At 62.1% G+C, this 21,236-nt stretch carries 18 protein-coding genes; 8 read left to right on the forward strand and 10 right to left on the reverse strand.

Annotated features, from left to right (window positions below; genetic code table 11):
- Window positions 1–107 precede the first annotated feature (107 nt).
- Together F6X24_RS13815 and F6X24_RS13820 are read left to right on the forward strand one after the other, a co-directional pair.
- Window positions 108–671: a Crp/Fnr family transcriptional regulator gene (locus tag F6X24_RS13815; RefSeq protein ID WP_151088559.1), complete on the forward strand. Its 564-nt coding sequence runs from the start codon at window positions 108–110 to the stop codon at window positions 669–671.
- Window positions 672–746: 75 nt separating this feature from the next.
- Window positions 747–1,178 carry a hypothetical protein gene (locus F6X24_RS13820; RefSeq protein ID WP_151088560.1) on the forward strand — a complete coding sequence of 144 codons (432 nt, stop codon included), beginning with the start codon at window positions 747–749 and terminating at the stop codon, window positions 1,176–1,178.
- Window positions 1,179–1,193: 15 nt separating this feature from the next.
- On the opposite strand, the gene F6X24_RS13825 is transcribed toward F6X24_RS13820, so the two are convergent.
- A complete protein-coding gene (locus F6X24_RS13825; protein WP_151088562.1) occupies window positions 1,194–2,024 on the reverse strand; it encodes an SDR family NAD(P)-dependent oxidoreductase in 831 nt (276 codons plus the stop codon).
- 39 nt (window positions 2,025–2,063) lie between these two features.
- Window positions 2,064–2,735, reverse strand: coding sequence for an alpha/beta fold hydrolase (locus F6X24_RS13830; protein ID WP_151088564.1), 672 nt, complete (start codon window positions 2,733–2,735; stop codon window positions 2,064–2,066).
- A gap of 127 nt (window positions 2,736–2,862) precedes the next feature.
- Between F6X24_RS13830 and F6X24_RS13835 the strand changes: the two genes are divergently transcribed.
- Window positions 2,863–4,368 (forward strand): flavin-containing monooxygenase, encoded by a 1,506-nt coding sequence (locus F6X24_RS13835; RefSeq protein ID WP_151088566.1) that lies wholly within the window; start codon window positions 2,863–2,865, stop codon window positions 4,366–4,368.
- A 72-nt stretch (window positions 4,369–4,440) separates the two neighbouring features.
- Complete coding sequence (locus F6X24_RS13840) at window positions 4,441–5,481, forward strand: IS630 family transposase (RefSeq protein ID WP_151086484.1); 1,041 nt, start codon at window positions 4,441–4,443, stop codon at window positions 5,479–5,481.
- A 30-nt stretch (window positions 5,482–5,511) separates the two neighbouring features.
- On the opposite strand, the gene F6X24_RS13845 is transcribed toward F6X24_RS13840, so the two are convergent.
- The 8 genes from F6X24_RS13845 to F6X24_RS13880 all read right to left on the reverse strand — a co-directional run bounded on the left by F6X24_RS13845 (window position 5,512) and on the right by F6X24_RS13880 (window position 16,354).
- Window positions 5,512–6,513: an SDR family oxidoreductase gene (locus F6X24_RS13845; protein WP_151088568.1), complete on the reverse strand. Its 1,002-nt coding sequence runs from the start codon at window positions 6,511–6,513 to the stop codon at window positions 5,512–5,514.
- A 430-nt stretch (window positions 6,514–6,943) separates the two neighbouring features.
- A complete protein-coding gene (locus F6X24_RS13850; RefSeq protein WP_151088570.1) occupies window positions 6,944–7,669 on the reverse strand; it encodes an NADPH-dependent F420 reductase in 726 nt (241 codons plus the stop codon).
- A gap of 259 nt (window positions 7,670–7,928) precedes the next feature.
- Window positions 7,929–11,519 carry an AAA domain-containing protein gene (locus tag F6X24_RS13855; RefSeq protein ID WP_151088571.1) on the reverse strand — a complete coding sequence of 1,197 codons (3,591 nt, stop codon included), beginning with the start codon at window positions 11,517–11,519 and terminating at the stop codon, window positions 7,929–7,931.
- Window positions 11,520–11,570: 51 nt separating this feature from the next.
- The gene (gene gpmA / locus F6X24_RS13860; protein ID WP_151088573.1) at window positions 11,571–12,293 is read right to left on the reverse strand and encodes a 2,3-diphosphoglycerate-dependent phosphoglycerate mutase; all 723 of its coding nucleotides are present in this window, start codon (window positions 12,291–12,293) and stop codon (window positions 11,571–11,573) included.
- A gap of 154 nt (window positions 12,294–12,447) precedes the next feature.
- On the reverse strand, window positions 12,448–12,990 hold the full coding sequence (locus F6X24_RS13865) for a DUF2911 domain-containing protein (protein WP_151088576.1): 543 nt from the start codon (window positions 12,988–12,990) through the stop codon (window positions 12,448–12,450).
- A gap of 147 nt (window positions 12,991–13,137) precedes the next feature.
- Window positions 13,138–13,671: a hypothetical protein gene (locus F6X24_RS13870; RefSeq protein ID WP_151088577.1), complete on the reverse strand. Its 534-nt coding sequence runs from the start codon at window positions 13,669–13,671 to the stop codon at window positions 13,138–13,140.
- Window positions 13,672–13,772: 101 nt separating this feature from the next.
- On the reverse strand, window positions 13,773–15,065 hold the full coding sequence (locus tag F6X24_RS13875) for an MFS transporter (protein WP_151088579.1): 1,293 nt from the start codon (window positions 15,063–15,065) through the stop codon (window positions 13,773–13,775).
- A gap of 599 nt (window positions 15,066–15,664) precedes the next feature.
- A complete protein-coding gene (locus tag F6X24_RS13880) occupies window positions 15,665–16,354 on the reverse strand; it encodes a hypothetical protein (protein ID WP_151088581.1) in 690 nt (229 codons plus the stop codon).
- Window positions 16,355–16,555: 201 nt separating this feature from the next.
- On the opposite strand from F6X24_RS13880, the gene F6X24_RS13885 reads away from it, so the two are divergent.
- The 4 genes from F6X24_RS13885 to F6X24_RS13900 all read left to right on the forward strand — a co-directional run bounded on the left by F6X24_RS13885 (window position 16,556) and on the right by F6X24_RS13900 (window position 21,159).
- Window positions 16,556–18,133: an NAD(P)/FAD-dependent oxidoreductase gene (locus F6X24_RS13885; RefSeq protein ID WP_151088583.1), complete on the forward strand. Its 1,578-nt coding sequence runs from the start codon at window positions 16,556–16,558 to the stop codon at window positions 18,131–18,133.
- Between the two features lie 140 nt (window positions 18,134–18,273).
- Window positions 18,274–18,639, forward strand: coding sequence for a CoA-binding protein (locus tag F6X24_RS13890; protein ID WP_151088585.1), 366 nt, complete (start codon window positions 18,274–18,276; stop codon window positions 18,637–18,639).
- A gap of 59 nt (window positions 18,640–18,698) precedes the next feature.
- Complete coding sequence (locus F6X24_RS13895) at window positions 18,699–19,214, forward strand: hypothetical protein (protein WP_151088587.1); 516 nt, start codon at window positions 18,699–18,701, stop codon at window positions 19,212–19,214.
- Window positions 19,215–19,707: 493 nt separating this feature from the next.
- Entirely contained in the window at window positions 19,708–21,159 is a 1,452-nt protein-coding gene (locus tag F6X24_RS13900; protein WP_151088589.1) for an amidohydrolase, read from the forward strand.
- The last annotated feature ends 77 nt before the right edge of the window (window positions 21,160–21,236 follow it).

The following is a 21,236-nucleotide window of genomic DNA, read 5'->3' on the forward strand; positions in this document are numbered from 1 at the left end:
GCGGACGTAAGGCGGCAAACGGGGGTCATCGTGGGGCAAAGGTAGGCAGGCGGCTGGAATTCCAATGCCTCCTACGCAAAACCGGGCCGGGGAGCTATCTTCGGCCTATGCCCGATTTCATCACCGCGCTCGAAACCATCGCGCCAATGAGCCCGGTGCTACGAGCAGCATTAGCCTCGACAGTGCGCCACGAGGAGTTTTCGGCCCGGCACTTGTTACTGCAACCGGGCCAGGTGGCGCGGCGAGTGTATTTTGTCGAAAGGGGGTTAGTGCGCGGCTATTTGCTGCACGAGGGTCGCGAGATATCCTCGTGGTTTATGCGCGAGGGCGACTTCGTAATTTCTATTGTCAGCTTTCTGACCCGGCTGCCTTCGACTGAATTCCTGGAACTGCTGGAAGCCAGCGCACTGTATTCCATTACCTACGAGGAGCTGCAAGCACTCTACAAAGAGTTTCCCGAATTTAATCTTTTTGGCCGGGTCATCACCGAACGCTACTACGTTCTGAGCGAGCAGCGCGCCCACCAACTGCGAACGCAGCCGGCTGCCACCCGCTACGCCCACTTACTGGCCGATTTTCCGGAAGTACTACGGCGGGTACCGCTCAAGCACATTGCCTCGCACCTGGGCGTGGCTGCCGAAACCCTGAGCCGCCTGCGGGGCAAGAGCTAGGCAAAAATGACATTTGTCAAGAAAGCGAGAAAAAGGCGCGGGGACCTTTGGGCCTCACTTTCCCCTTTGCCTGCTATGCCTTTTCCCCTAACCATTCTACTGGCCCTGGTTATTGCCCTGGCGAATGACTACGCCGACCACCTCCAGGCGCCGATTGGCATTCTGTTAACTCCCCTGGTCATTATCAGTATTACCGCCTTGCTGCACACCAACCGGCACCCCCAACTCGTCCTTCCGGCGGCTGTAGCTACGGCGTTGCTGCTATGCCTACACGATGCCGGCATCAAGCTCTATGGAGGTGGCATGCACGATTTGGAAGGACAAGGATTTGTGAACCTATTTCTATTCGCAGGCCTGCTACCCGCTTATCTACTACAGAGTTCGCTCGTGCGACGAACCCAGGGAGTCAGCCCACGTGTAAAGCGCTGGACCTTATGGGTCGGCCCGTTGTTAGTGGGAAGCTACCTGCTTTTTTTTGGGTCGCTAGGTTTAGGTCGGTCTTATTAACTACTACCACCTGCGCTACTTTGAGCTAAATGCCTTCCGCACGCCGGGCAGCACCAGGCGGGCGTAGCGCACCGGCAGCAGGCGCGTGAGCCAGTCCATAACCCGGGCGTCGGGGCCGACGATGATGCGGGCCTTGTTCTGCTCAATGCCCTTGAGAATAAGGACCGCCGCCTGCTCGGGCGTGGTGCGGGCGCTTTTGTCGAAGCGCCGGTTGGCTTTGGCGTGCTGCTCGGGTGTGACGCTGACCCCGAGCCGGGCGCTAGCCGCGATGTTGGTTTTAACACCGCCCGGAAACACCGTTGAAACCCGGATGGCGCTACCGGCCAGTTCGTTGCGCAGCACGTCGGTGAAGCCGCGCACGCCAAACTTGGCTGTGCTGTAGGCCGCGTTTTGCGGCGCGCCAAACAGGCCGAATACGCTCGATACGTTCACGAGGTGGCCGCCCCCGGCGCGCAGCAGCGGCAGAAACGCCTTGCTCATGCGCACCACGCCCCAGAGGTTAATCTCCAGCAGCCAGGCAAACTCCTCCAGCGTGTTTTGTTCGAAGGTGCCCGCGCCCAGGGCTACGCCGGCATTATTAAGCAGAATAATTCGCTGGCCGGGATACGTTTCGGCGACGTGCCGGGCGTAGGCGGCTATCTGGTCGGCCTGGCTCACGTCGAGGGCCGAGGTTTCCAGGCGGCCGCCGGCCTGGCGCACGGTAGCCGCCGTGCGGGCCAGGCCCTCGGCGTTGACATCAGAGGCGCGCACGTGCGCGCCCTGCGCCGCCGCCCGAATAGCCACCGCCTGCCCGATGCCCGAGGCCGCCCCGGTCACGATAAATAGAGAATCCTTAATACTGGTCATGACTGGGTGGGAAAAGGAAAGAAGTGAGAGAAGCAGCTGTTACTTTTTACTTAAAAACTCGCGGATGGCCTCGGCGGCCGGCTGCGGGTAGAAGTAATGGGCAAAGTGGTCGCCGGGCAGCTCCACGAAGGGCTCGTCGGGCAGTCGGATAACGTTGTCGCGGCGGGCGTGCAGGCGCAAATCGGGCGGCACGGTAAGCGGCGGCGCCGGCGCAAACAGCACCTGCAGCTGCTGATGCACGTAGCGGCGGCGGTGCCGGGCCAGGTTATCGACCAGCTGGGCGTAGAGCTGGCGCGACTCGTCGCGGCGGTAATTACGCTTGAAGCGCTCGCGCATAAACCGGGCCTGCATCAGGCCCGACAACGCATAAAAGCTCAGCAAGCGCGGGCTGCGAATGGCCGACACAATTTTGCGCTGGTCGGTAAACGAGCTGAGCAGGATGGCCGTGGCCCCGGTGAGCTGCTTTAGATGCGCGGCAATCCAGCCGCCCATCGAGTGGCCGATGAGCACATCGGCCGCACTAATCTGGTAGCGGTCTGCCAGATGCTGCGCCAACGCCAGCACGTTGGGCCGCCCGGCCGGGTGCCAGCCGGCAAATTCCTCTTCCAGCTCCAGCGAGAGCACTTCGTCGAAGCTCGGCAGCAACGGCCGCAGCGTATCGAAAATAGTGCGGTCTTCGGTGTAGCCGTGCAGCAATAAAAGGCGTTTCATGGGGCGAAGGCGGGGGGTGGGCAGCTGGAAATGCGAAGGGCTGGGATGCAAACGTACGGCGCGCCGTAAATTAGTCGGCAAGCAGCGTATCTTTTTCCCACCCTCTCCGCTGGCTTCTCGCTTTCTTATGCAACATTCCGTGGACGTAGCCATCATCGGGGCCGGCTTTGCGGGCCTCACGGCGGCCATTCGCCTGCAACAGCGCGGCAACACCTCGTTCGTCATCTTTGAGCGGGCCGCCGAAGTCGGCGGCACCTGGCGCGACAATATTTACCCCGGCTGCGGCTGCGATATTCCCTCGCCGCTCTACTCCTTCTCCTTCGCCCCCAACCCCGACTGGACGCGCATGTACGCGGGCCAGCCCGAGATTCTGAGCTACATCAAGCAGACGGTCAGCCAATTCAACCTGCGGCCCCACCTTCGGTTCAACGCCGAGATTATCCGCACCGAGTTTGCGGAAGCTACCGGCCGCTGGACGCTCACCGACCGCGCCGGGCAGCAGACCACCGCCCGCGTGGTGCTGGTGGCCATCGGGCCGCTCAACCGCCCGGCGCTGCCGCAGCTGCCGGGCCTAGCCACGTTTGCCGGCAAAACCTTCCACTCCTCGCAGTGGGATACCGACTACGACCTCCAGGGCAAGCGCGTGGCCGTGATTGGTACCGGGGCCAGCGCCGTGCAGTTCGTGCCCCAGATTGCCCCGCTGGTCGGCCAGCTCTACGTGTTTCAGCGCACGGCCCCGTGGATTTTGCCCCGGCGCGACCGCGCTTTTTCGGAGAAAGAAAAAACCTGGTTCCGCCGGCTGCCGCTGCTGCAGTGGATGCAGCGCGAGCTTATCTACTGGCGCAACGAGCTGTTCGGGCTGCTCTTCATGGGTAATAAAAAGCTGGCCGCTCAGGCCAACGAGCTGGCCGCCCGCCACCTTAAGCGCGCCATTAAAGACCCCGAGCTACGCCGCAAAGTCACGCCCAACTACCAGCTGGGCTGCAAGCGGGTACTTATATCGAATAACTACTATCCTGCCCTCACCCGCCCCAACGTGGAGCTTGTCACCGAAGGTATCCGGGAAGTAACTCCCACCGGCATCGTCACCCACGACGGCCAGGCGCGGCCCGTGGACGCCATTATTTTCGGCACCGGCTTCGTGGCCTCCGAGTTTATGGTCGATTTGCACATCAGCGGACTGGGCGGGCGCAGCCTGTTTGGCGAGTGGCAGCAAAGCAGCGCCGAGGCCTACCGGGGCACCACCGTAGCGGGCTACCCCAACATGCTGGTGCTGGTGGGCCCCAACACCGGCCTGGCCCACAATTCCATCATCCACATTATGGAGTCGCAGGTAAACTACGTGCTCGATTACCTGCGCATCCTCGACCAGGCCGGGCCCGGGGCCTACCTCGACGTAAAGCCCGAAGCCCAGCGCGCCCACAACGAAGAGGTGCAGCGCAAGCTCGGCACCACCGTGTGGGCCTCGGGCTGCAAAAGCTGGTACCAGACTGCCGCTGGCAAAAACACTACGCTCCTGCACACGCTCACGCCCGCATTCCGGCGGAGCGTAAAAAGCGTGCGGCTCAAAGACTACGTGCTACGCAAGGCAGTGAACAGTGAGGAGTTAGTAGTGAACAATGAAAGGCGGTAATACTGCCCTTAGCTGTTCACTACTAAACTCGTCGCGAAGTAAAAAGCGAAAGCCGTTGATTAAACTTGCGGCATGCAGGTTTCCCTCACCGACCCGGAGCGCCAACGGTTGCGTGCGTTGCAAAAGCAACGGCGCGATGACGAGGGCTACGTAAAAGTGACGGTGGTGCTGTTGCTGGACAAGGGGCGCTCGGCGGGAAGCATTGCCGACGATTTGGGGCTGGATGATGGCACGGTGTACCGCTACGCCGAGGCCTTTGCCCGGTTGGGCTTGGAGAAGTACCTGGCCCACGAGCAGCGCGGCTACTGGGGGCTGCTGACCAGCACCCAACTCGCCGGCTTGTGCCAGGAGCTGCGCCGGACCCTGTACACCGACTGCCGCCCGTTGCAGGCCTGGCTGACACAGGCCACCGGCGTGCGCTACTCGGTTTCGGGCCTGACGGACCTGCTACACCGGTTGGGCTTTGTGTACAAGCTCACCACGCCCATGCCTTGCGAAGCGGACGCCGACGCGCAGGCCGCTTTTCTGGCCAACCGGTTGCAGCCCCTGCTGGAACGGGCTGCGGCCGGCGACGCCGTGGTGTATTTTGCCGACGCGGCCCACCCCACCCACAACACCCGCTGCACCCGGGCCTGGACCGAAAAAGGCGCACAGCGGCCCCTGCCTACGGTCAGCGGACGCGAACGGGTGAATCTGAACGCGGCCCTCAACGCGCACTGCCCTACGCAGGTGTACGTGCACGAAACGGCCTGCGTCAACGCCCAGAGCACAAAAGCCTTATACGAACAGCTGCTGGCCGCCCATCCCAGCCAACCGATTTACGTGGTCTGCGACAACGCCCGCTACTACAAAAACCAGGAACTGACCCAGTGGCTGGCCGATAAGCCCCTGGTGCAGGTCTTTCTGCCGCCCTATTCGCCCAACCTGAACCTGATTGAGCGCCTGTGGAAGTTCCTGCGCCAGAAAATCATCAACGCCACCTTTTACCGCACCAAGGGCCACTTCCGACAAGCCGTGCTCGGCTTCTTCTCCCGACTCAACGAGTTCGGCCAAGAACTCGCGTCCTTACTTACCCTCAACTTTCACCTCCTGGATTCGCAACCCACTTCGTGACGGGTATAACTGCTAACTGACTGCTTAAAACTACGGTTGGCCGCTGCCGCCAGCCGAGCCGTAGACCTGGCCGGTGGCGAAGCTGGCGTCGCTGGCCGCGAGCTGCACGTAGATGGACCCCAGCTCGGCGGGCTGGCCGGGCCGGCCCATGGGCGTTTTCTCCCCGAATTTTTGCAGGTTTTCCTGGGTGGAGCCGCCGCTTACCTGCAAGGGCGTCCAGATGGGCCCCGGCGCCACCCCATTGACGCGGATACCCTTGGGCGCGAGCTGCTTGGCCAGCGACTTGACATAATTCATCGTCGCCGCCTTGGTCTGGGCGTAGTCGTACAAGTCGGGCGAGGGGTCGTAGGCCTGCTCCGAGGTGGTGCCGATGATAACCGAGCCCGGCTGCAAGTGCGGCAGCGCGGCCTTGATAATCCAGAAGGGCGCGTAGATGTTGGTTTTCATCGTCCAGTCAAACTGCTCGGTCGTGATATCCAGAATGGAGGCGTGCGACTGCTGCCGGCCCGCGTTGCTGACCACGATATCGAGCCCGCCGAGGCCGCGCACGGCCTCGGCCACCAGCCGCTGGCAAAAGGCTTCGTCGCGGATATCACCGGGAATCGCGACGGCCTTGCGCCCGGCCGCCTTGATGATGGCAATTACTTCGCGGGCATCGGGCTCTTCGGCCGGCAGGTAGTTGATGGCTACGTCGGCGCCTTCGCGGGCGTAGGCGATGGCCGCTGCCCGGCCCATGCCCGAGTCGCCGCCCGTAATCAGGGCCCGGCGGCCCGCCAGCCGCCCCGAGCCCTTGTAGCTGGTTTCGCCGTGGTCGGGGCGCGGGTCCATCTGGCCGGCCAGGCCGGGCCAGGGCTGCGACTGACTCTTAAACGGCGGCCGCGGGTATTTGGTAACCGGGTTTTGCAGCTCGGCCGGCGCGGCGGGAGCGGCCTCGGCCGAAGCCGCAAGCATGGGGGCTACGGCCGCCGTGGCCAGGGTGGCGCCCAGGCCGCCCAATACGCTGCGCCGGCTCAGATTAGGATTTTCTTCCATTGGTAAATCAGAAGGGGTTAGTGGTTGGCTGTAGTAACTACTGCCCTCCTACTGCTGACGCCGCCCAATGGTTGCTGCCTGCTGCTGCCAGGCTACCGTGCTGGCAGCAGCGCCCGGGCCTTAGCGTAGAGCTTACTACGGTGGCAGAACAACACACTTCTTATTTACTGCTACAGAATAATTATTCCATTTAATAAAACCATCCCCTTATAGCACAATCTTTACCACAGGCCGAAGTTGCGACGCACACGGCCTGGAACTGCTGTTTAGAAAAAAAGACGGTCACGCCGGCTTCGGCGTGACCGTCTTTGACTGAAAGCGGCTCAGCCGCCCCGCCGGGCAGGCTTTGCCTGGATTACTACTTGCCGGGCAAAGCCTGCCAGCCGCTGGCCCGCCCGCGCCGGGAAATGGCGTTGGTTACTTCAGCTTGTTACTTCAGCTTAATGCCTTGGGCCGCCATGTGCTGCTCCTGCTCGGCGTGGTTGGCCAGGAACTGGGCGTGTTGCGCGGGCGTGCGCTCGGTGCCGAGGCTGGCCAGGCTTTGCCGCAGCTCGGCAGCGGACATATCGGTGCAGTACGCCGGCGTGCCGGGCTGCTGCCGCCACGACTCGTGCAGCCGGCCGCCGTCCAGAGCATCGAAGCCCAGCTCCTCAACCAGGGCCATTACCTTTTGCTTGGCGGCGGCCTCGTCGCCGGCCACGGGCAGGGCAATGCGGCCGGGCGTGCCGGCAGGCTGCCCCGCTTTTTCGAGATGGTCGGCCAGAATGTTGTTGAATACCTTCACTACCGGCCGGTTCAGGTGCTGCTGCACCCACTCGCTCTCGGTCAGGAAGCCGCTTTCCAGCTCGGGCAGGTGGCCGTCGCGCAGCAGCGGATAGTAGTTGCTGGTGTCAATCACGGGCACCTCAGCCGGCACGCCTTCAAACAGGTCTTTGGGCAGGTCAGGGATATTTATCAGGGGAATGGTCACCACGATGAGCTCGCCGAAGCGAGCCGCCTCGCGGGCCGTGGCGGGAGTGGCGCCGGTTTTCTGGGCCACGCTCGTAAGCGTTTCGGGGCCGCGCGAGTTGGCAATGCGCACAGCGTGACCAAGGCGGGTGAGCCGCCCCGCGAGGGCGCTGCCGATGTGGCCGGCCCCAATGATTCCGATTTTCATAGGTAATAAGGGTAATAAAGCAGTTACTGCGCAAGGGCTTCGGGCCGCTGCGTTGCTCAAGACCACCCGGCCGGCTAATTGTTTTCCCGTAGCAGCCATCAGGTAATGCTGACTGCCACTGGTGGCTGCTACCGATTACCCTCACCCATTACCGCAATTGGCGGCCGCTGAAGCAGTTTGAGCAGAATCCGGCGGCGCGCTCAGCCTGGCAACAGCCAGCGATGGCGAGCAAAATATAGTATAATTAATATTATCAATATTACACCCAGCCCCCGCCCTTCCGGACCCGCGCCAGCAGCCCGGCGTGGTGCGGGGCGCGACTCAAAATCAGCTCATTGCCCAGTAAAACCAGCTGCTGGCGGGCGCGAGTCACGGCCACGTTGAGCTTGCGGTCGACCTGGCCGGTTTCGTCGGGCGATACCATGGCTTCGAGCTGGTGCTCGTGGTGGCAGCAGAAGCTCACAATAATCACCTCGCGCTGCGAGCCCTGGTAGCGCTCCACGGTATCGACGCTGACCTGGGCCAGCGCGGGCAGGCCGTGCTCCTGGGCCAGCTGGGCCAGCCGGGCGCGAATGCGCGCCGCCTGGTTGCGGTAGCTGGCAATGATGCCCAGCGTGGCGTCGGGGTCGAACTGCGCGCCGTAGCCCTGGGCCACTTGCAGCGCCGCGCGGGCGGCCAGCTCGGCTTCCTGGCTCGATTCCTTCTGGGAGAAGTCGTCGGGCTGGCGGCGGGTGGGCACAAATACCAGCCGCTGCCGGCGCAGGGCTTCGCCGAAGGCATCGGCAGGGGCCAGTGGCGCGGGCCAGGCACTGGGGTTGAGGCTGGCGTGCTGCCAGGGCGCGGGGCTGCGCAGCTGCCCGCCGTAGAAATCGTCGTTGACGAGCGCGGCCAGCTCGGCGTGGGCGCGGTACTGGTTGGCCAGCGTGCCGTGGGCGTAGGGCCACTGCGTCTCGGCCCGGCGAAACAGCCGCTCGAAGTAGGAGTTGCGCAGATTGGTGAGGCCCAGCTGCTCGCGCAGCAACTCGGCTACGGCGGGGGCCACGGCGCTGGCTTCTGGCTCCTGGGTTACCACGGCCGGCAGCTGGCGATGGTCACCGATGAGGATAAATTTCCGGGCCTTGGCCAGCAAAGCCAGCATGGGGCCTTCGAGCACCTGGCTGGCCTCGTCCACCACGGCCACGTCAAAATTCTTCAGCTGAAACAGCTCGGGCCGGCCCAGCAAACTGCTGATGGTGCCCACGTAGAGCGGCGTGGTGGTGAGGCGCGCCCGCACCAGCTGGCGGGTGGGCAGGTCGCGAATCATGTTATCGAGCAGATACGGCCGGTAGGCCGGCGCGGTACCCAGCCGCGAGCCAATGCGGATAAACGGCAGGCCGGCCTCAATGAGCTGCTCACAGATTTCGTCCACGGCGCGGTTGGTATAGGCGGCCAGCAGCGTCTGCTGGTCGTCGGCCACGAGGCGGGTGGCCAGCTCGCGCAGCACCGAGCGGGTTTTGCCGGTGCCGGGCGGGCCGCAGAGCACGAACCAGTCGGGCGCGGCCAGGGCGCGGGCTACTACCTCGCGGGCTTCGGTGGCGGGCGCGGCCGTGGTGGCGTCCCAGTTTTCGGGCCGGCGCGGCGCGGTGCGGGCCAGCAGCTGGCGGCGGCGGGCCGGCGGCAAGCTCAGAAAACTCGTCAGCCCCGCCCACTCGCGCCGGAAGGTGTCGTAGGTATCGGGCTCCAGGGCCCAGTGCGAGTGGCCGTGCAGGTAGCGCGGGGCCATGCGGCGGTTGCGCACGGCCAGCACTACCCGGCCATCGGCCCCGAGGTCTTCGGCCAGCGTGGTCTTCACCACCTGCGCATCGAGTACGGACAAGCTGGTAGCTACTAGCAAGCTGTCGGCTTCGCGCACGGCAGTGCTGTCGACTGCTTTCTTTCTCGGATACAGAATCAGGGTATCGCCGGCGCGGAAGTTGACTTCACGCCCCCCCACCGGGCGCTGGAAGATGAGGTGTGGGCCGAGGCCCGCGCGGGCGTCATCGGGCGCGTTGCTGTGGTCTTCGATTAATTCCAGCTCGTCGAGCAGGCTGAAATTCTGGTGCTTACGCGCCTGCGGCAGCAGCCAGAGGCCGGCCTGGCCGCCGGCGTCGCCGGGCCGGCTTTCGTCGCCGAGCAGGGCCAGGCGCATCTCGCGGGCCGCGAAACGGGTCAGCTCCAGGCAGTAGGCGCGCTCAGTGCGGTCGGCGTCGGCCCACACGCGGGCGGTTTTTTCAGCCTTTTCGCGGTTGAAAGGCGGGATGGCCGCCAGGTTGGGGCGCAGCACCGGGGCCAGCAGGGCGGCCGTCTGGCCGGGACCGGTGGCGCGGGCCAGCTGCAACTCGAGGCCCACGAGCTGGTTGCGGGCCGCCAGCAGCTGGTCGACAAAATCGAGGTTCTGCACCACCGGGCGCACGGCGGGCTGGTCTTCGGCGGCGTTGGAATACAGAATGCTGGTGCGGCCCCGGCCGGCGGTTTCGCCATCGGCCCCGAATACCGATTCGAGCAATAAGCGGTAAAGTTGGGCCTGGGCCGCGTGGTTGGTCCAGGGCTCGGCCACGGGCACTTTCACCGAGCTTTTGAGTTCCACGAGGTCGTAGCCGGTGGCGCTTTCGTGCAGCAGGTCGAGGCGGCCTTGCAGGCCGTAGGTGGCGGATAAAAAGGTGGGCTCGAGGAAGCAGTCGGCCAGGCGCAGGGGCTGCTGCTGGTAGCCGGTGCGCGAGTGCACCGCGAAGCCCTGCTGCCGCGCCTGCCGCAGCGTGCGGTGGTGACGGCGCAAATCGTTCAGCAGCTCGGGCACGCCATTACGCGTCTGAAACTCGGGCAGGGTACTCAGCGTGAGCGGCTCGGCGCGAAAGAGCTTCTTGGTCAGAAAATGCTCAAGGTCGAAGTCGGGTTGGTTTTTAGGGGTTGGTTGTTGGTTGTTGGCAGTCTGGCTGGCAGCAGCTTCCTGCCCAACTGCTAACTGCCCACTACTCGCTGTTACCTGTTCACTGCTCACGGCTACCTGATTCGCGGCGTGGCTGACTTCCTCATCGAGCAGGCGGTTGACCAGGTTCCCGACGACCAGCGAGCGCGAGGGCTCGTCGGGCAGAAAGGATTTCAGCAGCGCCAGCTCGCCAAACGTGCCGTCGCGCTGCGCGCACTCGGCCAGGGTCGTGACGCTGATAAGATAATCGGGCTCCAAGACCACGCGGCGCGGGCGCACCCGGCCACTGGGCAGCAGCACCGGGCCGATGAGGTTGAGGGCCGGGTGCAGGGCGGCGGCGGCCAGCAGCAGATTGTCGTAGGCGGCGGGCAGTTCCAGCTGAAACGGGCCGGCCGGCCGGCCGTCGGCGGGCGCGCTCATTTCCACGGTAAGCACGCCGCCGGGCAGGTCGGCGTGCACCACCTGCACCCGCCATACGGCGCGCGGGTCGGCTCCGGTTTCGACGGGGGCCGCGGCGGGCGGGTCGGCCGGCAGGTGGGCCCGCACCTCGGCCGGCGCGGGCGGGCGCGGGCCGGCGTAGGGCTCGCCGGTCAGCGCTTCGAGCAATTCGGCCACGGCCGCGAAGCCGGCGGCTACTTCGGCGGCGGTGCCGGGGTAGCTTTCGTGCAGTACCAGGTTGGCGGCCACGCGCAGGTCTTGCAGGTGGGTGCGCAGGCCAGCCGACAGTTCGAGGGCGTAGCACGCCCCGCCTATTGCCTGAAACAAGTTACCAAACGGCGCCTTGCGGCGCTTGTAGTCGGCACGCAGCAGCGATTCCAGCAGCTTGCGCAGGCGCGGCAGCTGGTCGGCGGGCGCGGCAGTGGGGTCGGCCAGGGCGGCGAGGCGGGCGTGGGGCGAGTCGGACAAAACAGCGAGGGGTAGGCGAAACTTAAAGATAAGCCTACCCCGCAAAAATAGCTATTTCGCAGCGGGACCAGCCACCGGGCCGTCTTCCTGCAAATAATAATGCCGGAGGCGGTTGAAATTCTCATCCAGCTCGTACACCAGCGGCACGCCGGTCGGAATGTCAAGGGCCGTTACCTCCTCATCGGTGAGGTGGTCGATGTACTGCACCAGGGCGCGTAGGCTGTTGCCGTGGGCGGCGATTATTACCTTCTGGTTGCGACGCAACGCGCCCATTATCTTCTCGGTCCAGAAAGGCATTACCCGGTCCAGGGTCTCGCTCAGGTTTTCGGTCAGGGGTAGTTCGCGGTCGGTGAGGTGCTGGTAGCGCGGGTCGTGGCCCGGAAAGCGCGGGTCGTCGCGGGTGATGGCCGGCGGGTGGGCGTGCGGCGAGCGGCGCCACTCCTGCACCTGCGCCTCGCCGTACTTAGCGGCGGTTTCGGCCTTGTTGAGGCCCTGCAACGCCCCGTAGAAGCGCTCGTTGAGCCGCCACGACTTCTGCACCGGAATCCAGAGCTGGTCCATGTTTTCGAGGGCAATGTCCAGCGTTTTGATGGCCCGCTTCAGCACCGACGTAAAGCCGATGTCGAACGTGTAGCCGTGCTGCTGCAAGAGCTGCCCGGCGTGGGCCGCCTGCTGTTTGCCCAGCTCCGAGAGGTCCACGTCGGTCCAGCCAGTGAAGCGGTTTTCCTGGTTCCACACGCTTTCGCCGTGGCGCAGCAGCACGAGCTTTTCCATAGAATTTTATAACTGACTCAATATTAAAAAAGAACGTCATGCTGAGCTTGCCGAAGCATCTCTACCGCGCCGCCAGGGTTACTAATCCACGCGGCGCAGTAGAGATGCTTCGGCAAGCTCAGCATGACGTTTTATGTAAAGGGTGAAGCCAGGTTTACTTCACCATGAAATCCGCTTCCGTCTTGGCCCACATCAGCGCCACTTTGCCCGACTTATCAGCCGTAATGGTGAACTGCTCGACGGGCGCGGCCAGGGTTTTGGGCTTCACTTTTACGCGCAGCGCATCTTCCTTGGCGTCGTATTTAAACGCGCCCCACTGCTTGGCCGTTTTGTTGAAGATGATGGTCCACTCGGCTTTGCCGGGAATGGTAAACAGCGCGTAGCTGCCGGCCGCCAGCGGCTGGCCGTCAATTTTCACGGCCTTGCTCACCGTGAAGGTGGTGGCCTCGTTGGCGCCGGTGCGCCACACCTCGCCCGTGGGCGCCAGGGGGCTTTTCTCCCCGAATGCCTCGCGGCTCTTCAGCGAGGGGCGGCTGTAGTCAATGGTGACTTCGGTGCTGCCCACCGAGGTTTTTACCATGGCCGGCGGGCTTGGGCGCTTCGATTTGTCTTCGGGCATCTGGCCCTGGGCTAGCGCCGTGGTGGTTTGGAAGAGCAGGGCAGCGCCGGCTAGGGCGGCAAGGGGCAGGAAACGCATGGTGAGGGAAGGTTTTTAGGTGTGCGTGAGTAAGTAGTAAGTCTGGCAATAAGTTTGAAGGTAGCCGCTTAACGATTGGTAGTACCTGACGTTACGTAGGTGGGTCGCCCTGCGTAACGTCAGGTAGCAATACATCAAATATTAATATCAAAAAACGCTAATATCAAAACGTCCATCAGTAACATGTACTTGCTTACCAGGAAGTACGCCGCCAGTTACATCAGCACTAGCCGTAAAATCAAACCGCCCCGAGAGAATATGTCTGACCGAGTCGAAGCACGTAATTGTTAACTGGCCAGAATCATGAGCTCTAAAGCTATAGTCTCCCCCATCTCCATTTAAGACAAATATTTGCACGCCACCCTTTTTAAGGTCAAAAACCCGGCCTGTCTCTAGCCGAAAGCTATCCGTTGAAATTATTACATACTTGCCTGGGTAGCCACTAAAATCATCGGCACTTAAACTGAAAAGGTAATAGTCTTTGGCAAGTACGCGGTAACCAGATTCAAATCCCGAATCATTCCTGGACGCGCGGGGCACGAATATTTGGCCATCGATTTTGCACCCAAAAGTATTAGCTCCCGAAGTGGTTTCAGCAGGTAATTGCGGGGATACATCGTCCTTACACTCACTTAATGCCAGGAGGGCAATGATGGCCACGCCCCGAAAGATAGCATTCATAGGTTGCTGAAATTAAAATTTTTGTAAAGAACAGGTTTTATTAAATCTACTTAACTGTCCTGCATTACGCTGCGTAGTACATAGTACTAAAACTATTTATTTTACATATGTCCCCTGGCCTTGGTTTCGCCCATGCGCCAGTACACCAGCAGCGAAATAAGGGCGCAGCCCGTCACGTACCAATAAAAGTATTCGGCCACGCCGTGCTCCTTGGCCAGCAGGGCCAGGTACTCGGCGGTGCCGCCAAAAATAGCCGCCGTGAGCGCAAACGGCAGCCCCACGCCCAGCGCCCGGATGTGGGTCGGAAACAGCTCGGCCTTGACGATGGCCGAGATGCTGGTGTAGCCGCTCACCACGAACAACGCCGCAATCAGCAGCCCAAACGCGCCCCACGTGCTGCTGGTGTGAGCCAGCGTGCGCAGCAGTGGCACCGTACCCAGCGTGGCCCCGATTCCGAAAAACAGCAGCACCGGCCGCCGCCCCAGCACGTCGGAGATAGCGCCCAGCAGCGGCTGAAACAGCAGCGCCACGGCCATTGCGCCAAACGAAATAAGGGTAGCCTGCTCCTTGGTAAAGCCGCTGGTATTCACCAGAAACTTCTGCGCGTAGGTGGTGAAAGTGTAGAACGCCAGCGTGCCGCCCAGCGTCAGCCCGACCACGGTCAGGGTTTCGCGGGGGTAAGCCTGGAGCTGCTGCAGGGCCGAAAGCCGGGCGGGACGGCCACTGGCTTGCCCGGCGGCTTGCTCCTGCTCGAAGGCGGCGGTTTCGCTCATGTGCGTGCGCAGCAGCAAGGCGCCGAGCGCCGCGCCAGCCCCGATAACAAACGGAATGCGCCAGCCCCAGGCCGTCATTTCGGCCGAGGTGATAAACTGCTGCAAGGTCAGCTGCACAATGAGCGCCAGCAGCTGCCCGCCCATCAGGGTAAGGTACTGAAAGCTCGACCAGAAGCCCCGGTGCCGCGCGCCGGCCATCTCGCTCAGGTAGGTGGCCGAGGTGCCGTACTCGCCGCCCACGCTGATGCCCTGCATGAGCCGCGCCAGCAGCAGCAGGGCCGGCGCTCCCAGCCCGATAGTAGCGTAGCCGGGCGCGCAGGCAATAAGCAGCGAGCCGCCCGCCATCAGCTTGACCGACAACAGCAGCGCCGCCCGGCGCCCGTGCTTGTCGGCGTAGCTCCCCAAAAAAGCCGCCCCAATTGGCCGCATCAGAAAGCCTACCGCAAAAATGGCCGCCGTATTCAGCAGCTGCGCCGTAGGGCTGGCCTGGGGGAAAAAGACGGGCGCAAAATAGAGCGCAAAGGCCGAGTAGGCGTACCAGTCGTACCACTCCACGAGGTTGCCGATGGAGCCGGAGACGATGGAGCGAAGCGGAGAAGCAGAAGTTGCAGGCATGGGCATGGGGCCAAAAGTAGAAACGTTTGTCATGCTGAGCCTGCGAAGCATCTTCCCCCGCTGCACGAGCTTACTGGCCGGCAATCCCTAAGGTCGTGCAAGGCCTGGCGCGAGTTTAGCGCAGCGTAACTCATGCCTTTAATTCTTGTGGAGGTTGTACCTCCACTGCCGCGCTAGCGGCAATCGACGTAAGAGTTGGTAACCCAACCTTCAGCACGTGGGCGCTATGTCTTCAAGTTGCAGGACCTCCGGCCCCCCAAATGTGTGAATTCTTACTGCTTTCATCGGAGATTATGTTCTGGTGGTTGACGATGCAAAGGTCACAACTCCTTGAAAAGCAGGTTTACGCAAAATGCCCTTTGTCTTAGCCAAAATGCCGCCGCCCGGCCCCGGCCGCTAGCCCGCCGCCCGCCAGCAACCCCAGGCTGCCCGTAGCGGCTAGGGCCGCCAGGTGGCGGAGGCCGGGCGCGAAGTATAGGTAACGGAAAACGGATTTGCGATGTGAGGGAATTCCGTGTTCCGTCTCTTTAAATTTATTACTAAGTTTCAATAGTAGTACAATTGTACAGTACTTATTCATCAGCCATCATATTGCAAAACCGATGTTAGCTGTTGGTTAGTTTGGTCTTTAGCACTATTTGTCCCAATAACGATTTTACCTCTTTGTCGAAGTAATAAGCTACAGAGGAATTAGTTTGACCGCCTAGTAAGTGCAAACTGAGTAAAGGCTCGTTATCATCTCTGTTAGAAAGGTGCTGTTTTAGTTCGTTCCATCCAAAAACACTATAGTATGCCTTTAGGTCTTCTTGTGTAAGAGCTTCGTAAATCTTTTTGGTTTCTCCTACATCGGTATGTCCGATAGATTTTTTGCATTTCCCTGCTGGGTCGAATTTCTTTATTATCTTTTTAATTACGTCGAGCTGAAATTCCGGGTCAACATAGATATCATCCCTATCTAAATAAAACTGAAGAAGTTGAAGAAAAATAGTTTTGTCCTCTTCAATGCCTTCGCTCATGTATCTGGTTTCGTCTCTTGTAACAAAGCCTTTTTCGAGAATTACAGTATCTGACTGTCTTTTTAATTGAATTATATAAATAAGATTATCTGTCCAACTGCGAGTCCAACACATAAAATTATCAAGCACCAAGATGTTCCATTTCTCGTCCATGCTATTAGCAGAAATGCCGTTATCAAACAAACGGAACTCATCTGCTGTCAGCTTTAAGTCCAAGTCAAACTCCTGAAACTTGTCAGAAAAGGCAATTGCAATCTGTTTTTGCTCTTGAACTGTCATTTTGAATAGCAGCTAACATTACGATTCCCGTTACTGCCGCGCTGGCAGTAGCGGGAATCATTCCACCGGGGGTATAATTCCCTCAAGTATAAGTGGCAACCATGTTTCGCTAAGCATTCAGCAATAGGCGGAGGCGGTGCCATCCCGCCCCCCATCGTAATTTTGCGCTTGCTTAACGGCTAACTCCCGTTCGCCTGCTGTATGAAACAAGAATTAGACCTGGCCCTCGCCCCCGAGGTAGCCTACGACGAGCTGGCCCGCTACGCGGCCATTCTGGCCGCCGCCGGCCTGCGCCCCGGCGAAGCCGACTTCGTGCACATCCGCAAGCGCTCGCTCGATGCGCGGGGCCGCCGGCCGCTCATCCGCCTGCGGGCCGACGTGTACGACCGCGCCACGCCCGCGCCCGCCCGCGAGCTGCTGGGGCCGTGGTTTGAATACCCCGACGTGCGGCAGGCCCGGCGGCGGGTCATTATTGTAGGGGCCGGGCCGGCGGGGCTATTTGCGGCGTTGCGCTGCATCGAGCTGGGCATCCGGCCCATTGTGCTGGAGCGCGGCAAGGACGTGCGCACCCGCCGCCGCGACCTGGCCGCGCTGAACAAGGAGCACGTCGTGAACCCCGATTCCAACTACTGCTTTGGCGAGGGCGGCGCAGGCACTTACTCCGATGGCAAGCTCTACACCCGCGCCACCAAGCGCGGCGACGTGGGCCGCATTCTGCGGCGGCTGGTGCAGCACGGCGCCACCCCCGATATCCTGGTCGATGCCCACCCCCACATCGGCACCAACAAGCTGCCCGCCGTGGTGCAGAGCCTGCGCGACGCCATCATTGAGGCCGGCGGCGAGGTGCGGTTTGAGACGCGGGTGGAGGATTTCATTTTGGAAAACAACCACCTGCGCGGCGTGGTCACGCACACCGGCGAGGCGCTGGAGGCCGAGGCAACCATTCTGGCCACCGGGCATTCGGCGCGCGATATATACGAAATTCTGCATAAGCGCGGCATCGCCATCGAGGCCAAGCCCTTCGCGCTGGGCGTGCGCGTCGAGCACCCGCAAAGCCTGATTGACGCGGCGCAGTACGGCCGGCCCGAGCGCGGGCTGCTGCCGGCCGCCAGCTACGCGCTGGTGGAGCAAACGAAGGTGCGCGACGCCCAGCGCGGCGTGTTCTCGTTCTGCATGTGCCCCGGCGGCTTCATCGTGCCGGCGGCCACCGCGCCCGGCGAGGTGGTGGTGAACGGCATGAGCCCCAGCCGCCGCGACTCGCGCTTTGCCAACTCCGGCATCGTGGCCGCCGTGGAGCTGGCCGACATGGACGTGGCCCGGCACGGCGTGCTGGCCGGCCTGCGCCTGCAGCAGGAAATAGAGCAAACGGCCTGCCGGCTGGCTGGCGGCACCCAGCTGGCCCCCGCCCAGCGCCTGGGCGATTTTCTGCAACAGAAGCTCTCCCCTAGCCTGCTGGAAACCAGCTACCAGCCCGGCCTGGTGAGCGTGGAGCTGGATGCCGTCCTCGGCCCCGTGCTCAGCGAGCGGCTGCGGCAGGGCTTCCGCGCCTTCGGCCGCAAAATCCCCGGCTTCGCCACCAACGCGGCCCAGATTGTGGGCGTGGAAAGCCGCACCTCGTCGCCGGTCCGCATCCCGCGCGACAACGACAGCCTGGCGCACCCGGTAGTGGCCGGCCTCTACCCCTGCGGCGAGGGCGCCGGCTACGCGGGCGGCATCGTGAGCGCCGCCATGGACGGCGAGCGCGTGGCCGAGGCAGTGGCCGTATCCGTGGGGCGGTAAAATTCGTTTGTTCAACAATCGTTGTCCTGCTGAGCTTGTCGAAGCATCTCTACCATGCCGTTGGAGTTACTGACCCTCGCGACGTAGTAGAGATGCTTCGACAAGCTCAGCAGGACGTTCTTGTTGCTTTTAATTAATTTATAATGAAGACTTTAGTTTTAGGTGCCACCGACAACCCCGACCGCTACGCTTACCGCGCCGTGCATTCCCTTCAGCGCCACGGCCACGAAGTCGTGCCCGTAGGTATCCGCAAAGGCCAGGTGGCCGGCCTCGCCATTCACACCGACCGGCCGCAGGAGCCGGGTGTGGATACGGTCACGCTTTACGTCGGGCCCCAGAACCAGCCAGCCTGGTACGACTACATTCTGAGTCTCAAGCCGCGCCGCATCATCTTCAACCCCGGCACCGAAAACCCCGAGCTGGAGCACAAGGCGCAGGCCGCCGGCATCCAGACCGAAGAAGCCTGCACGCTGGTGATGCTCAGCGTGGGGCAGTACGAGCAGTAAGCGGCCTGATTCGCTACGGGTGGTACCTTGGCAGCTCTCGCTTCGATACCGCCCGTTTTATGCTGCTCCCCGCCCCAGCAACCGGCCACCTGGCTTCCCCGCCGGCACCGGCGCACTATCTCGACCAGATACTGGCATTTCTGGCCGCTATTGGCTTGCCCGTGCGCGAAGCACCGCTCGAAAAGCCGGGTTTCCTGCCGGGCCTGCTGATTGAAAAAGGCGAGCTGTGGCTCGACCGCACCCGGCTGCTTTACCCCGGCGATGTGCTGCACGAGGCCGGCCACCTGGCCGTGACCCGCGCCGCCGAGCGTCCGCTGCTGCAAGCCAACGTTACGGAAAACCACCCCGAGAAAGACGGCGAAGAGCTGGCCGTGCTGCTCTGGACCTACGCCGCCTGCCTGAAGCTGGAGATTCCGCCCGCAGTGGTATTTCATCCGGCCGGCTACAAGGGCCAGAGTGAGTGGCTGCTACAGCTATTTGCCTCCGGCCAGTATATGGGCCTGCCGCTGCTGGTGTGGATGGAAATGACCACCACGGAAGGATTTCCGGTGATGATACGCTGGCTGCGCGAGTAGCGTATTATACTGGTTCTCAGCAGATAGGGCGTGCATATGATTCCCCGTCAAACACGCATCGTTTTAGCATAATTACTGGCATGACCGAGTTTGCTGGCTTATCTAGCTATAGATAAGAGTGTAAATATACGGCATAGTGCAAATTTCAGGTCCAAGAAGTGCTTATCTGGGGCGGGCTGCCGGCTTTTCGCCGGCTGTCCGCTCATTGAAAGAACGAGTGGCGTGAACAAAAGAGCGGACAGCTCGCCCGGCACCCGGATTTGGAAACGGCTTTACTACTCAACTAGCTTAGCTACTACTCCCATGTGGGACCGGGCCTGCCTTTCTCATCAGAATTTTATCAGTGGATAGCCTCTGCCCTGCAGAACAACTCTGTTAGCAAGCCAAAAATCGGCCATCTGGGTAAACTTGCTACCTTTAGCCGCCCCACGGCCGGCTAAGCTAGGCCTTGGCTCCTGCCTGGGCAAACTCTGTATTATTAATCCGGAAGTAAATGAAACATCAGTACCTGTTCGGCCTACTCAGCATCTCCCTACTGGCCTTTCGGCCAGCCGCCCCCCCCGCTATTGGCGGCCCGGCAGAGCCGTTAAAAGCGCAGGCTTTGCAAGAGCTGCAGGCACACTACGCCGACTACCGCCAGCTGGCCCTGCGCATCTGGGGCTTTGCTGAGGTGGGCTACAAGGAAACCCAGAGCTCGGCGCTGCTGCAAAAAACGCTGCGCGACCACGGCTTCGCGGTGCAGGCCGGCGTGGCGGGCATTCCGACGGCCTTCGTGGCTACCTACGGCAGCGGGCAGCCGGTTATCGGCGTGCTGGCCGAGTTTGATGCCCTGCCGGGCCTGGCCCAGCAGGCGGTGCCCACCAAAACGCCCATTGCCGGCCAGGATGCGGGCCACGGCTGCGGCCACAACCTGTTTGGCACGGCCAGCGTGGCCACGGGCCTCGAAGTGCAGCGCCTGCTGAAGGAAGGTAAGCTGCACGGCACCGTGAAAGTGTATGGCTGCCCCGCCGAGGAAGGCGGCAGCGGCAAGGTGTACATGGTGCGCGAGGGCCTGTTCAACGGCGTGGACGCGGTTATTCACTGGCACCCGAGCAACGAAAACGCGGCCATGACCGGCCAGTACATTGCCAATAAGTCGGTTAAGTTCCGGTTTCACGGCATTGCCGCGCACGCGGCCGCCGCCCCCGAGCGCGGGCGCAGCGCCCTCGACGCGGTGGAGGCAATGGACAACATGGTGAACATGATGCGCGAGCACGTGCCCCAGGAAACGCGCATCCACTACGTCATCACCAACGGCGGCAAGGCGCCCAACGTGGTGCCCGACTTTGCCGAGGTTTATTACTACGTGCGTCATCCCAACCGCGCCATTGTGCAGAGCGTGTTCGACCGCGTGGTGAAAGCCGCCGAGGGGGCCGCCCTGGGCACCGGCACAACCGTGGACCATGAGATTATCGGCGGCACGCACGAGCTGCTGGTGAACGAAACCCTGGCCCACGACCTGCAAGCCAACCTGGAGCAGGTGGGCGGCGTGAGCTACACGCCGGCAGAAATGGCCTTTGGCCAGCAGATTCAGGCGTCGCTGGGCGTGCCCGCGCCGCCCGTTACTCAGGCGGCGGAAATCGGGGCGTACAAGCCCCGCGATGCGGGCGGCAGCAGCGACGTGGGCGACGTGAGCTACGTGGTGCCCACCGTGGGCCTGACGGCCGCTACCTGGATACCCGGCACGCCCGCCCACAGCTGGCAGGCCGTAGCGTGCAGCGGCCAGGAAATCGGCACCAAGGGCATGATGGTCGCGGCCAAAACCATGACCCTCACGGCCATCGACCTTTTCACCAGCCCCGAGCTGCTGACCAAAGCCAGGGCCGAGCTGCAGCAGCAAGTGGGCAGCTACGTGTACAAGCCTCTGCTCGGCGACCGCAAGCCGGCCTTGAATTACCGCGACTGAGTCGGGGTTGGCAGTGCATATATGTTACATTTATTATATATTATAATATGAATTAAATCATGAAATTCTGAGTCAGT

This window comes from Hymenobacter baengnokdamensis, from assembly GCF_008728635.1.
In the GTDB taxonomy this organism is placed as follows: Bacteria; Bacteroidota; Bacteroidia; order Cytophagales; family Hymenobacteraceae; genus Hymenobacter; species Hymenobacter baengnokdamensis.